The sequence below is a fragment of the Rhizobium sp. FG113 genome (assembly GCF_057809895.1).
In genome coordinates this window covers 421,693-435,219 of record NZ_JBMDKV010000003.1, presented here as the reverse complement: position 1 = coordinate 435,219, position 13,527 = coordinate 421,693, and the positions used below count along the sequence as shown (strand labels likewise).

Genomic DNA, 13,527 nt, shown 5'->3' with positions numbered 1-13,527 from the left:
CTTACCGCCCCGGCCGCCCCGTCTTGCCCTTCGTCCGCTTCTGCCTCTTCACATCCCCCGCATCCTCATAGCTGCCGACGCCTGTCTTGCCGCGCACGAGGGGGCGCGGGTCGTCGCGGTCGGGTTGGCCTTCGAGCAGGGGGGAGAAGCGCTTGGTGCTCTTGGCGGCGTCGGGCTTGTCCGGGAGCTTGCCTGACACGGGCTTTTCGGTGCGGCCGACGGTCATTTCGTCGAGGTCGTTGCGGCGGAAGGTGCGGGACGGGATGGCGGTGTCGGTGCCTGGGCCCATGTCGTCGAGGGTGGGTTTCTGGAAGAGGGAGGTCGAGGGCGTGGCCCCCTCGTCCGCCCTGCCGGGCACCCCGGGACGAGCCGCTTGTCTCGTCCCGTCCTCCGGACCCCCGCTGGGGAGAAGGGACTCGCGGGTCGCCTTGGCGTTCCGCTTGATGCCTTCCATGGCCTTGGATTCCTCGCGCGCCATCGGGTCGTCCATGACGGCGAGTTCGGCGGCCTTGAGGCGTTTGATTTCGTCGCGCAGGCGCGCGGCCTTTTCGAAGTCGAGGTCGGCGGCGGCGTCGCGCATCTGTTTTTCCAGCGCGTTGAGGTGGGTCTGCAGGTTACCGCCCACGAGGTTGCCGCCGTCGGCAAAGCCCTTGCCTGATACACCGGAGATGTCGGCGCGGACGTGGTCGCGTTCGTAGACGCTGTCGAGGATGTCGGAGATCTTCGCCTTCACCGATTCCGGGGTGATGCCGTGTTCGGTGTTATACGCTACCTGCTTTTCGCGGCGGCGGGCGGTTTCGTCCATGGCGCGCTGCATCGAGCCGGTGATGTTGTCGGCATAGAGGATGACCTTGCCGTCGACGTTACGCGCCGCGCGGCCGATCGTCTGAACCAGCGATGTCTCGGAGCGCAGAAAACCTTCCTTGTCGGCATCGAGGATGGCGACGAAGCCGCATTCGGGAATGTCGAGGCCTTCGCGCAGAAGGTTGATGCCGACGAGGACGTCGAAGGCACCGAGGCGCAGGTCGCGGATGATCTCGATACGCTCCAGCGTGTCGATGTCGCTGTGCATGTAGCGGACGCGCACGCCCTGTTCATGCAGATATTCGGTGAGGTCCTCGGCCATGCGCTTGGTGAGCACGGTGCAGAGCGTGCGGTAACCCTTGGCTGCGGTCTCGCGGATTTCGCCGAGCACGTCGTCGACCTGGCTGCGGGCGGAGCGGACTTCGACCGGCGGGTCGATCAGGCCGGTCGGACGGATCACCTGCTCGGCGAAGACGCCGCCGGACTGGTCGAGTTCCCAGCCGCCGGGGGTGGCCGAGACGGCGACGGTGTCGGGGCGCATCGCGTCCCATTCCTCGAAGCGCAGTGGGCGGTTGTCCATGCACGACGGCAGGCGGAAGCCGTATTCGGCAAGCGTCGCCTTACGGCGGAAGTCGCCCCGATACATGCCGCCGATCTGCGGAATGGTGACGTGGCTTTCGTCGATGAAGAGCAGGGCGTTGTCGGGGATATATTCGAACAGGGTCGGCGGCGGCTCGCCGGGGCTGCGGCCGGTGAGATAGCGCGAATAGTTCTCGATGCCGGCGCAGGAGCCGGTGGCCTCAAGCATCTCGACATCGTAGCGGGTGCGCTGTTCCAGACGCTGGGCTTCCAGCAGGCGGCCGGCCTTTTCGAGCTCGGCGAGGCGCAGGCGCAGCTCTTCCTTGATCGCCTTGATGGCGCCGTTCAGCGTCGGGCGCGGGGTGACATAGTGGCTGTTGGCGTAGATCTTCACGCTCTTCAGGTCGCCGGTCTTCTGGCCGGTGAGCGGGTCGAACTCGGTGATGGCGTCGATCTCGTCGCCGAACATGGAAATGCGCCAGGCCGCGTCTTCCAAGTGGGCCGGGAAGATTTCGATCGTGTCGCCGCGAACACGGAAGGAGCCGCGCACGAAGTTGATGTCCTGGCGCTTGTATTGCTGGGCGACGAGGTCGGCCAATAGTTGACGTTGGTCGAGGCGGTCGCCGACCTCCATCTGGAAGGTCATGGCGGTGTAGGTCTCGACCGAGCCGATACCGTAGATGCAGGAGACCGAGGCGACGATGATGCAATCGTCGCGCTCGAGCAGCGAGCGGGTGGCGGAGTGGCGCATGCGGTCGATCTGCTCGTTGATCGAACTTTCCTTCTCGATGAAGGTATCGGAGCGCGGCACATAGGCTTCCGGCTGGTAGTAATCGTAGTAGGAGACGAAATATTCCACCGCGTTGTCGGGGAAGAAGTTCTTGAATTCGCTGTAGAGCTGGGCCGCCAGCGTCTTGTTCGGCGCCAGGATGACGGCCGGGCGCTGCGTGGCCTCGATCACCTTGGCCATGGTGAAGGTCTTGCCGGAGCCGGTGACGCCGAGCAGCACCTGGCTGCGGTCGCCATTGTCGAGGCCCTCGACGAGATCCTTGATCGCCGTCGGCTGGTCACCGGCAGGTGAGTATTCCGAGTTCATGCGGATCTCGATGCCGCCTTCGGATTTCGGCGGCCGGGCCGGGCGATGCGGCGTCCACATCTTGCCGTCCTTGAACAGCGGATTGCCGCTCTCGATCAGCGCCGAAAGCGCCTCCACCGTGGCGGTCACCGCCGTGCCCGCCTTCAGCGCGGCGGCGTCCTCAAGCGAAACGTCGAGGCCGGAGACCGGATTGAGGCCGGCGGCAGCGCGCGTCTTCGGGTCGGTCGAGCCGCCCATCGACGTGCCTCTGGCGGATTTGGACGCGGCGATCTCCACCTTCTTGCGGTGCTTGCCGGCCTTCGAGGCGATCTGCCGTTGCGTCTCGACACCGGATGCCTCCGCATCGGCCTCCAGCTGCTTCACCCAATCGGCGACGGAGCCCTCGAGCGGGGCGCCTTCGAACGCGGATTGGGGAGCTTCCTCGAAACCATCGGGGGCGGGGGACTTTTTCGGAGATTTGGCCATGGCCGGAATATGGAGAGAGTCAGCGCGAAATGGAAGAGGCAAAGAGTACAAAAGGGAAACGGATTTTGCGGCGTCCGACGCCGAACGCCTGAGGTCACCAAATGGCCTGGTGATATTGCATCGCGGCAAAAAGGCGGTTTATAACGGAGACACTCACCACGGACCCGGTGAAACTCCGGGTGGCTCTTCTGGCCGCCGATCCGCCAGACAACGCAAAACCTGCACGCCATATTTCGACCGCCCGCCCGGGCGCGTTGGGCCACGCTTTGCGAGATATCATCAACATGCACGTATCCTCCTTCCGCCGGGATTGGTTTTCCAATCCGACCCGCGAAATGCTTGCCGGCGCCGTCGCCACTTTCGCGCTGATCCCCGAGGTCATCGCCTTCTCCTTCGTCGCCGGCGTCGATCCGCGGGTCGGCCTCTTCGCCTCCTTCGTCATCGGCATCGTCATCGCCTTCACCGGCGGCCGCCCGGCGATGATTTCGGCCGCCGCCGGTTCCGTGGCGCTGGTCGCGGCACCGCTGGTGCACGCCCACGGGCTGCCCTATCTCTTCGCCGCCGGCCTGCTCGCCGGCGCCATCCAGGTGGTGTTCGGCCTGCTGCGTCTCGGCGTTCTCATGCGCTTCGTGTCGAAGTCGGTCCGCACCGGCTTCGTCAACGCGCTGGCGATCCTGATCTTCGGCGCCCAGCTGCCGCATATCATCGGCGGCGACTGGATCGCCTATGCCATGCTGGCCGCCGGTCTCGCGGTGATCTACATCGCGCCGCGCATCACCACCGCCATCCCGTCGCCGCTGATCTGCATCCTGCTGCTGACAATCGCCTCCGCCGGCCTGCATCTGCCGGTGTTGACCGTCGCCGATCTCGGCAAGCTGCCGGATTCGCTGCCGATCTTCGCCTGGCCGCAGGTGCCGCTGAACCTGGAGACGCTTGAGATCATCGCCGGCCCGGCGCTGGCCATCGCCATGGTCGGCCTGCTGGAATCGATGATGACGGCGAGCGTCGTCGACGACCTCACCGACACGACGAGCGACAAGAACCGCGAATGCGCCGGCCTCGGCATCGCCAACGCCGCCGCCAGCCTGTTCGGCGGCATCGCCGGCTGCGGCATGATCGGCCAGACGGTCAGCAACGTGAAGTACGGCGGCCGCGGCCGTCTCTCGACGCTGTTCGCCGGCGCGCTGCTGTTGATCCTCATGGTGCTCTTGAAGCCATGGGTCTCGCAGGTGCCCGTTGCGGCCTTGGTCGCGATCATGGTCATGGTGTCGATCGACACCTTCGATTGGTCGTCGGTCAAGACCATGGTGGTGCATCCGAAGACCTCGAGCATCGTCATGCTAGCGACTGTTATCGTCACCGTCTTCACCGCCAACCTGGCGCTCGGCGTCACCGTCGGCGTGCTCTTGAGCGGCGTCTTCTTCACCTTCAAGGTCGCCAAGCTGCTGTCGGTCCGCAAGGACACGGACGATGCCGGCGAGCGCATCGCTTACCACGTCACCGGCCAGGTCTTCTTCGCCTCCGCCGACGTCTTCATCGATGCCTTCGATATCGCTGATTCCGAGGGCATGGTGGTGACGATCGATCTCACGCACGCGCATTTCTGGGACATCACCGCCGTGGCGGCGCTGGACCGCGTGGTGCAGCGCTTCAAGGCGCACGGTGTCGCAGTCGAGGTGAACGGCCTCAACGAGGCGAGCGCCACGCTGATCGGCCGGCTCGACAATGCGCCGAGCCTGAAGGAAATCTGATCGTCTAAAGTCGTCCTGCCGCGCACCCGACCTGTAACAAAACCGCCGACACCGGCGTATACGGGTCGCGTCAGGACAATCAGGCATAAACGGCATGCCTGAACGAGGGGCATCCTCACCTGCGCCAGCCGGCGATCGTGTCTTGGCTGCAGGTCTTGGCCAAGGCACGGCGACACCATCAATGGTGTCGCGACGGTGCCCGGAAGAGAACCGGCAGGCGGATCCAGATCGATCGGTGCCGATCATGCGCGAGGTCACAGCCTGTCGCAGGATCGGATGGATCAAAGCCGAAGGTAAAGACCATGATGATCAACAGACGGACTTTCTCGACAGCGCTTCTCGCCGGTGCTGCCGCTTCCCTCATTTCCACGCGCGGCATGGCCGCGATGGCGCAGCCCGCCAAGGCACGCAACATCGTTCTGGCCCACGGGCTGTTCGCCGACGGTTCCTGCTGGACGGAGGTGATCGCGCGCCTTCAGGCAGCCGGCTTCAACGCCACCGCCGTGCAGAACCCGCTGACCACATTGCCGGAGGCCGTTGCCTCGGTCGAGAAGGTGCTGGATCGCCAGGATGGCCCGACCGTCCTCGTCGGCCACTCCTTCTCCGGCATGCTGGTCACCGAGGCCGGCGTGCATCCCAAGGTTTCGGCGTTGGTCTATGTCGCCGCCCGCGCGCCCGATGCGGGCGAGGACTATACGGCGCTGGCGAAGACCTACCCGACCCCGCCTGCCTCGGCCGGGATCGTCTTCGATGGCGATGAAGGACGGTTGAGCGAGGAGGCGTTCCTGCGTGACTTCGCCGGCGATCTGCCGGAGGCGAAAGCCAAGGTGCTCTATGCGGTGCAGGAGCCGTTCCACAAGGCGTTGCTGACCGGCAAGACCACGCAGGCGGCGTGGCGCTCGAAACCGAGCTGGTACGCGGTGTCGACGGAGGATCGGACGATCAACCCGGATCTCGAGCGCTTCATGGCCAAGCGCATGGGCGCCAAGACGATCGAGCTCAAATCCAGCCACCTGTCGCTGATCTCGCACCCCGACGAGATCACCCAGATGATCATCGAGGCTGCCGGCGGCCGCTGAGGTGAGGTGAAGCCAGTGACGTCGCGGTCTTAGGACCGCGACGAGAACAGCGAGGCGAAGGTGGAGCGCGGCTTGTCGGGCATGCTTTCGACGACCACCAGCTGGCGGATGTCGCCGCGCTTGAAGGCGGCGAGGAAGCGCTTGTAGTCCTTGAAGGAGACGCAGCCGTTGGAGTCGCCGCGTGCGCCGAGCATGTAGGTGTGGGCGAGCAGGCCGACGCGGTTGAAGATGTTGCCGGCGCCGCCGACCGGGTTGAGGCGGATTGCCTCGACGCCGTGGAACAGGCTTTCGCGCATTGTCAGCTGGTAAGTGTGCGGCGGGGTCGGGCCGCGCATCTTTTCGCGAACATATTTCGGATTGTCGCGCATCTTGCCGAGGCCGGAATGGGCTTCGAGACGTTCGCCGTTCGGCAGATAGACCATGCTTGCGGAGATGTCATAGACGGCGACGCCGGCGCGGGCGACTGGGCTTGCCTGGCGCTTCGGCACGACGGGGATTTCGCCTTCGTCATCACCGATATCAGGCCGTGCATAGGCGAGCACCGGTTCGGCAGGGCGGCTGGCGCGGTCGTTTGCCGGCGCGCGCTTGGTCATGCCGTCGGGACGGGCCATCGGCAGCGGTACGGAATTGTTGTCGTTGAGCACAAGGCCGAAGGCGTTGCCGGCGTCGTCGCCCTTGCTGGCATCGCTCTCGACATCGACGCTTGCCACTTCGACAGGGGCGGGCTTCGCGGGAATGGAAGCGGGCGCGTTGACGGCAACGCGGGCCTGCTGTTCATCCGAAGCGGCTTTCGGCATGGCGGCGAGCGCAAGCAGGGCAGGGCCTTCGAGTGCCGCGATCTCCGCCTTGGACGGAATGACGATGCGATCGGACGAGCTGGCGCTGGCGACCTGAGGCGTTGCGGCGACGGCGTCGTCCTTGACCTTCGACGGCTGTGCGGCGGCAACGACGGTGCGCGCCGGCAGGGCGTCAGCAATGACAGGGCCGGAACTGCCGACGAAGGCGGCTCTCAGAACGTCAGGCGTCAACAGCCGATCGCGCTTCGACGACCGGTTTTCCGCCGTCAGCGGCTGCAGGCGCGAGAACTTGCTCACGTGAATATTGCGCTCTTTGGGAGCGGCCGCGGCGGTGTGCTGCACGAGCGCGATATCGCCGATGGCGTTCTTGTAGGGTGCGGGAGCGACAGCGTGCATCGTCGCGATCGACGTCACGACCCATGCCGAGGCAGCAAAACTAGCACCGATGAGACCCGCCCCGGACATAAGGCGGAATGAGCGACTGAAACGAGAAATGGACGTACCTACTGGCCTGGTATTGGCAAACACATCGACCGCAAACGCCATAACACTCGTCTTTCACAACTCGTTACTAAGGCCGGCGGTACAGATAGATGGATACTTCTTCGCCGGGGCCGGTAATGGAGCAACAGGGCCAAAATGCGGCCTGTTGCTCCATTACCGGTTGGCTCAGATGATGCCGAATTATGGTAACCAAACCCTTTACGGCGGCGACGCCTGTTTCGAAATTCGTCACCTTATCCGCTAACCATATTGATCTTGTTCGATTTTTTCTAATGCTCTTCAGTGCCTGCCTGATGGCGCGATCTATGTCGCCGTTTTGACATAAATATTAGCGGGAAAACATATTGCGGATGTGCTATGAAAAGGCATCGAAGGCTTCCGAGGGGAAACGCCAATGTCTTCGGCACAAACCACACCTGTTAACGAGATTTCGCCGGCCTTGCTTGTCGATGCGATGTTCGCCGTCCGCAAGACGGCCGCCATCAAGGCGGCGATCGAACTCGACCTCTTCACCGTCATCGGAACGGGCCAGACGGCCAAGGCGGCGGCATCCGAGATGCGATGTGCCGAGCGCGGCGTCCGCATTCTCTGCGACTATCTCGTCGTCGCCGGTTTCCTCGGCAAGAGCGGCGACGTCTACGCGCTGACACCCTCGAGCGCCGTGTTCCTCGATCGTCATTCGCCAGCCTATATGGGCTCGGCGATCGATTTCATCGCGGCACCGCAGATGCTCTCCCTCTTTCTGACCGACCCCGCCGCCTGCGTGCGCAATGGCGGCGCCGAAGGGCTGGCGAACCTCTCGCCGGATAATCCCGTCTGGGTGCGATTTGCCCGCGCCATGGGTGCCTTTACCGGCGGGGCGGGCAGGACGCTTGCCGCCGACGTCGCGGCATGGCCGCAGCCACCCTCGAAGGTGCTCGATATCGCCGCCGGCCCCGGCTATTTCGGCATCGAGATCGCCAGGGCCATTCCGCAGGCGCGGATCGTCGCGCTTGACTGGAAGCCGGTGCTGGAACTGACGCGGGAGAATGCGACGGCATCAGGCGTGGCCGATCGTTTCAGCTTCATCGCCGGCAGCGCCTTCGATGTCGATTGGGGCAGCGACTACGATCTCATCATGCTGCCGAACTTCCTGCATCATTTCGATATCGCCGGCTGCGCGGAACTGCTCAAGAAGGCACGCCCAAGCCTCAGCGCCAAGGGCAAGCTGATCGCCGTCGAATTCGTCCCCAACGAGGACCGCGTCTCGCCCGACTTCCCCGCCGCCTTCGCCTTCGAAATGCTGGCGACGACACCACGCGGCGACGCCTACACGGCGTCCGACCTGCGAGAGATGGCCTCGATGGCGGGCTTCCGCGACATATCAATCAGTCCGCTGCCGCCATCGCCGGCGAGCGTGATCATGTTCGAGTGAATTCAGAGAATATCCCCGGATGGTGATGTCTGCTGTCCGGGCGGCTTGCGCTGATCTGTAATAGCGGAATAGTCTGCGAGTTGAAATTTTGAACGTCATTGCCAGAAATTCATTGCGGCAAACTTTATTGAACAGCTTCATGGTCGCGTTCGCGATCGGAAGAGATGACCGGGTTTATCAATGCGTCGGCTTTTTCTTTCATCCGCTATTTCCGCCTTGGTCCTTGCCTCCGGCGTGACCGCAACCGCCGAGGTGATGACTGTTCCCGGACCACAGGGACAGCTTGAGGGCGAGGCGATCATCGTGCCTGGCGCTAGCGCAGGCGTCGTCATCGTGCCGGGTTCCGGTCCGATCGACCGGGATGGCAACAGCCCGATGGGGCTGCGCAGCGACAGCTATCGATTGCTGGCCGAGGCGCTGGCATCGACCGGCCTGAGCACGCTGAGGATCGACAAGCGCGGCTTCTTAGGCAGCAAGGATGCGATTGTTGATCCCGAGGATGTGACGATTGCCAACTATGCCGCCGACGTCGATCTATGGCAGCGCGCTTTCGCCGAGCGGATCGGCACGAATTGCGTGTGGATCGCCGGTCACAGCGAGGGTGGCCTCGTGGCACTTGCCGCCGCCGCAAAGGGCGCGACGCCCTGCGGACTGATCCTGCTGGCCGCGCCGGGCCGACGCGTGAGCACGCTGATGCGCGAGCAGTTCCGCAACAACCCGGCCAATGCGCCTTATCTTGCGGAAATCGACCGTATCGTCTCCGGGCTGGAGCAGGGGGAGAGAACGGATGTCGGGACCATGAGTGCCGTCCTGCAGCCCCTGTTTCGGCAAGGCCTGCAGCGATACATGATCGACCTTTTCAGCTACGATCCCGTGGCGCTGGCCAAGGGACTGAGCTTGCCCGTGCTCATCCTCCAGGGCGACCGGGATGTCCAGGTGACAGTCGAGGATGCCGGCTTGCTGGCGCGATCGATGCCGCATGCACGGGTGGTGCAATTGCCTGGTGTCACGCACATGCTGAAAGCGGACGTGCCGGACGCGCCCTTTGCCACCTACCAGGATCCGGCTCTGCCGCTGGCGCCGGGCATCGTGCCCGCCATTGTGGAAGCCGTGCAAGCACACACAAGGCGTTGACTATAGATTACGCCTTCTCCAGCACATAGCTGCCCGGTGCTTCCTCAAGCGCATTGAGCGCGTCGCCGCCTGGCTTGCGGGCAGCTACCCGCTTGCCGTCCTTGGCCTCGATCCATGCCTGCCAGTGCGGCCACCAGGAGCCGGCCGCTTCCTCGGCGTCGATGAGCCAGTCCTCGTATTCGCCCTTGGCCGGACCACCGGTCCAGTATTGATACTTCTTCTTGTCCGGCGGGTTGACCACGCCGGCGATGTGGCCGGAGCCGGCCAGCACGAAATCGACCTTGCCGCCGAAGAACTGGCTGCCGAGGAACACCGATTTCGCCGGCGCGATGTGGTCCTCGCGGGTGGCGAGATTGTAGATCGGGATTTTGACGCTCTTCAGCGAAACGGCCTGGCCGTCCAGCACCATCTCGCCCTTGGTCAGCGCGTTCTTCAGATAGCAGTTGCGCAGGTAGAAGGCGTGGTTGGCCGCCGCCATCCGCGTCGAATCGGCGTTCCAGAACAGGAGGTCGAAGGCCATCGGCTCCTGGCCCTTGAGGTAATTGTTGACGAAGTATGGCCAGATGAGCTCGGAGGCGCGCAGCATGTTGAAAGCGGTCGCCATCTTCGAGCCGTCGAGATAGCCGGTCACGTTCATGTAGTTCTCAAGCCGCGTCAGCTGTTCCTCGTCGACGAACACCTTGAGGTCGCCTGCGTGGGTGAAATCGACCTGGGTGGTGAACAGCGTCGCGGAGCGGATGCGCTTGTTCTTCTCCTTGGCGTGCAGCGCCAGCGTCGCGGCCAGCAGCGTGCCGCCGACGCAATAGCCGATGGCGTTGACGTCCTTCTCGCCGGTCGCCTTCTCGATGGTCTCAAGCGCGAAGTCGATCCCTTCGCGCGCATAGGCCGCCCAATCCTTGGCCGCATGGCGCGCATCCGGATTGACCCAGGAGATGACGAACACCGTCTGCCCCTGATCGACGCACCACTTGATGAAGCTCTTCTGCGGATTGAGATCGAGGATGTAGAACTTGTTGATCCAGGGCGGGCAAATGAGGAGAGGGCGCTTCAGCACCGTCTCGGTCGTCGGCTCGTACTGGATAATCTGGCAGATCTCGTTCTGGGCGATCACCTTGCCCGGCGTCAGCGCCATGTCGCGGCCGACGGCGAACTTGGTCATGTCGGTCTGTCGAAGCTTCAGGTCGCCATGGCCGGCCACGATGTCCTCGGCCAGCATCTTCATGCCCCGCACCAGATTTTCACCGCTGCTCGCGATCGTCTCGCGATAGAGCTGCGGATTGGTGGCGACGAAATTGGTCGGCGAGATCGCCGCCGTGATCTGCCTGACGTAGAAGTTGGCCTTCTGCCGCGTGTGCTCGTCCAGCCCCTCGGTCTCGGTGACCAGCTTTTCGGCCCAGTCCGCGGTAATGAAATAGGCCTGCTTCAGGAATTCGAAGAAGGGGTTCTTCTCCCAGTCCTGATCGGCGAAGCGCTTGTCCTTGCGGTCGGGCTCCGGCTCGAGCGATTCGCCCTGCATGCGCTGCATCGAGCGCATCCATACGCCGAAAAAGCTGGTCATCAGCTTGGTCTGCGCATCGAAGGCACGGCGCGGGTCTGATATCCAGTATTCGCTGACCTTGGAGAGCGTCTTGACCATGTCGGTGACGGGGTCGGCGGTGTTTTCGCGGATCTCGCCGCTTTCGCGCGGGCCAAGCCAGGCGGACGCCGCTTTCCCCAGGTTTTCCAGGGCGCGGGCGAAGTTCAGCGCCATCGTTTCCGGGTCCTTCAGCATGTAAGGATCGAAATCCTTTGCCTCGAAGCCCGGGCCTTGGCCCTTATCGCTCTTGTCCTGGTTGCTGTCGGTCACGCGGTTCCTCCGGCGGCAGCATCTCTATCCAAATCAAGTTGTATCCGCTCGGATCAAGAAAACAAGTTCCGCAGACATGCCTTCATGCTATTGCTTTGTGCAGGCTGCGAATTTAACAAGTCGAAGCAGCTTAAGGATTTGGAACCTCTGGCATGACCAACACAGGCATTCGTACCATCGCAAACGTCACCCGCATCGCCCTTATCGGCGCCGCCGCGGCCATGGCGCTTGCCGGATGCATGCGAACGCCCGAGGAAAAGGCCGAGATCGCCGCCAGGCGAGCGGCCCCGACGGCCGTGGTCATGAATGCCACCAAGGGCGAGGCGCCGACCGAAAGCGGTCTGTCGCACTATCGCGATGGCTATCCGGGCTTCGGCGCGCCGCTGACCGCCGCCAACGTTCAGATGAACGACGAGGAAGCCTCCAGCCTGCAGCAGAAGCTGACGGCGCTGAGCAACCGGCGCAAGGCGGGCACCATCTCGGAAGCCGAATACCAGCGCCGCGTTGCGGAATACCGCAAGCTCGCCGAAGACCACGGCCCGGAAACGCTGTCCGAAATCACCAAATAAGGCCTTGCCTTCTCTGGCGTTTGCAAGCAAAGCCTTCCGTCAGGTGCGGAAGATGAAATTTTCCTGATAAAGCGTCAGCCCCGAGGCGGTCCGTCAAAGAATCGCCGTGCGCTGGACGTCTGATGAATACGGCGCTCGCGATTCTGAAGTTCGTGTCGCAAGCAGCCGGAAGTTAGGACGAACTTCGATTTGCGGTCATGGTGGCCGCGTTTCCGTGGGGAAAGAAATGGAAGAGTTTCACAAAGTCCGGCGTTTGCCGCCTTATGTTTTCGAACAGGTCAACCGTTTGAAAGCAAGCGCGCGAGCGGGCGGAGCCGATATCATCGATCTCGGCATGGGAAACCCTGACCTGCCGACCCCCAAGGCGATCGTCGACAAGCTCTGCGAAGTGGTCCAGGACCCGCGCACGCATCGCTATTCCTCGTCCAAGGGCATTCCCGGCCTGCGCCGCGCCCAGGCCGACTATTATGCCCGCCGTTTCGGCGTGAAGCTCAACCCGGATACGCAGGTGGTCGCAACCCTCGGCTCCAAGGAAGGCTTCGCCAACATGGCGCAGGCAATCACCGCGCCTGGCGACGTCATTCTCTGCCCGAACCCGACCTATCCAATCCACGCTTTCGGCTTCCTGATGGCGGGCGGCGTGATCCGTTCGCTGCCGGTCGAGCCGGATGACAGCTTCTTCCCGCCGCTGGAACGCGCCGTGAAGCACTCGATCCCGAAGCCGCTGGCGCTGATCGTCAACTATCCGTCGAACCCGACGGCCTATGTCGCGACGCTCGATTTCTACAAGGACGTCATCGCCTTCGCGAAGAAGCACGACATCATCGTGCTCTCCGACCTTGCCTACTCGGAGATCTACTTCGACGACAACAACCCGCCGCCATCGGTGCTGCAGGTGCCTGGCGCCATGGATGTCTGCGTCGAGTTCACCTCGATGTCGAAGACCTTCTCCATGCCCGGCTGGCGCATGGGCTTTGCCGTCGGCAACGAGCGCCTGATCGCGGCGCTGACGCGCGTGAAATCCTACCTCGACTACGGCGCCTTCACGCCGATCCAGGTGGCCGCCACGCATGCGCTGAACGGCGACGGCTCGGATATCGCCGAAGTTCGCAACGTCTACAAGCGCCGCCGCGACGTCATGGTCGACAGCTTCGGCAAGGCCGGCTTCGACGTGCCGCCGCCGGCAGCCACCATGTTCGCCTGGGCGAAGATCCCGGAAAAGTTCCGCCATCTCGGCAGCCTGGAGTTCTCCAAGCTCCTCGTCGAAAAGGCTGACGTTGCCGTGGCGCCGGGTATCGGCTTCGGTGAAATGGGCGACGATTACGTGCGTCTAGCGCTCGTCGAAAACGAGCACCGCATTCGCCAGGCGGCGCGCAACATCAAGAAGTTCATGTCCACCGCAGACGAGACGATGCACAACGTCGTCTCGTTGAACGCTCACCGCTGATACAATCAGTTCTTTCGGCAGCCGCTCCGGCGGCTGCCATTC

Annotated in this window: 9 protein-coding genes and 1 other annotated feature; of the genes, 6 read left to right on the top strand and 3 right to left on the bottom strand. The window is 63.5% G+C overall.

The annotated features are described in order from the left end of the window. Position 1 precedes the first annotated feature (1 nt). Positions 2-2,944 (bottom strand): excinuclease ABC subunit UvrB, encoded by a 2,943-nt coding sequence (gene uvrB, locus ACODTZ_RS12375; protein WP_489026027.1) that lies wholly within the window; start codon positions 2,942-2,944, stop codon positions 2-4. A gap of 157 nt (positions 2,945-3,101) precedes the next feature. After that, positions 3,102-3,157, top strand: a sequence feature (sul1 is cis-regulatory element that is thought to sense ions involved in sulfur or methionine metabolism; They are found in Alphaproteobacteria). Between the two features lie 71 nt (positions 3,158-3,228). On the opposite strand from uvrB, the gene ACODTZ_RS12370 reads away from it, so the two are divergent. Together ACODTZ_RS12370 and ACODTZ_RS12365 are read left to right on the top strand one after the other, a co-directional pair. Next, positions 3,229-4,695, top strand: coding sequence for a SulP family inorganic anion transporter (locus ACODTZ_RS12370; RefSeq protein WP_489026025.1), 1,467 nt, complete (start codon positions 3,229-3,231; stop codon positions 4,693-4,695). Positions 4,696-4,997: 302 nt separating this feature from the next. Beyond that, positions 4,998-5,774 carry an alpha/beta fold hydrolase gene (locus ACODTZ_RS12365; protein WP_047512051.1) on the top strand — a complete coding sequence of 259 codons (777 nt, stop codon included), beginning with the start codon at positions 4,998-5,000 and terminating at the stop codon, positions 5,772-5,774. Between the two features lie 29 nt (positions 5,775-5,803). Here the strand turns inward: ACODTZ_RS12365 and ACODTZ_RS12360 are convergent, their stop codons facing one another. Beyond that, positions 5,804-7,117: a DUF2778 domain-containing protein gene (locus ACODTZ_RS12360; protein ID WP_489026024.1), complete on the bottom strand. Its 1,314-nt coding sequence runs from the start codon at positions 7,115-7,117 to the stop codon at positions 5,804-5,806. A 352-nt stretch (positions 7,118-7,469) separates the two neighbouring features. Between ACODTZ_RS12360 and ACODTZ_RS12355 the strand changes: the two genes are divergently transcribed. Both ACODTZ_RS12355 and ACODTZ_RS12350 read left to right on the top strand, forming a co-directional pair. Then, positions 7,470-8,489, top strand: coding sequence for a methyltransferase (locus tag ACODTZ_RS12355; RefSeq protein WP_489026023.1), 1,020 nt, complete (start codon positions 7,470-7,472; stop codon positions 8,487-8,489). Between the two features lie 180 nt (positions 8,490-8,669). Further along, positions 8,670-9,623, top strand: coding sequence for an alpha/beta hydrolase (locus ACODTZ_RS12350; protein ID WP_489026022.1), 954 nt, complete (start codon positions 8,670-8,672; stop codon positions 9,621-9,623). A gap of 7 nt (positions 9,624-9,630) precedes the next feature. Here ACODTZ_RS12350 and phaC read toward each other — a convergent pair whose 3' ends face one another. Then, the gene (gene phaC, locus ACODTZ_RS12345; RefSeq protein WP_489026020.1) at positions 9,631-11,469 is read right to left on the bottom strand and encodes a class I poly(R)-hydroxyalkanoic acid synthase; all 1,839 of its coding nucleotides are present in this window, start codon (positions 11,467-11,469) and stop codon (positions 9,631-9,633) included. A gap of 152 nt (positions 11,470-11,621) precedes the next feature. On the opposite strand from phaC, the gene ACODTZ_RS12340 reads away from it, so the two are divergent. After that, positions 11,622-12,038 (top strand): hypothetical protein, encoded by a 417-nt coding sequence (locus tag ACODTZ_RS12340; RefSeq protein WP_112945715.1) that lies wholly within the window; start codon positions 11,622-11,624, stop codon positions 12,036-12,038. A gap of 226 nt (positions 12,039-12,264) precedes the next feature. After that, positions 12,265-13,485, top strand: coding sequence for an LL-diaminopimelate aminotransferase (locus tag ACODTZ_RS12335; protein ID WP_489026018.1), 1,221 nt, complete (start codon positions 12,265-12,267; stop codon positions 13,483-13,485). The last annotated feature ends 42 nt before the right edge of the window (positions 13,486-13,527 follow it).

What these genes read in the sequence shown, in the direction of transcription:
- ACODTZ_RS12355 (WP_489026023.1), top strand. Translation starts at nt 7,470, where the DNA reads ATGTCTTCGGCACAAACCACACCTGTTAACGAGATTTCGCCGGCCTTG.
- uvrB (WP_489026027.1), bottom strand. Translation starts at nt 2,944, where the DNA reads ATGGCCAAATCTCCGAAAAAGTCCCCCGCCCCCGATGGTTTCGAGGAA.
- ACODTZ_RS12340 (WP_112945715.1), top strand. Translation starts at nt 11,622, where the DNA reads ATGACCAACACAGGCATTCGTACCATCGCAAACGTCACCCGCATCGCC.
- ACODTZ_RS12370 (WP_489026025.1), top strand. Translation starts at nt 3,229, where the DNA reads ATGCACGTATCCTCCTTCCGCCGGGATTGGTTTTCCAATCCGACCCGC.
- ACODTZ_RS12360 (WP_489026024.1), bottom strand. Translation starts at nt 7,117, where the DNA reads ATGGCGTTTGCGGTCGATGTGTTTGCCAATACCAGGCCAGTAGGTACG.
- ACODTZ_RS12350 (WP_489026022.1), top strand. Translation starts at nt 8,670, where the DNA reads ATGCGTCGGCTTTTTCTTTCATCCGCTATTTCCGCCTTGGTCCTTGCC.
- ACODTZ_RS12365 (WP_047512051.1), top strand. Translation starts at nt 4,998, where the DNA reads ATGATGATCAACAGACGGACTTTCTCGACAGCGCTTCTCGCCGGTGCT.
- ACODTZ_RS12335 (WP_489026018.1), top strand. Translation starts at nt 12,265, where the DNA reads ATGGAAGAGTTTCACAAAGTCCGGCGTTTGCCGCCTTATGTTTTCGAA.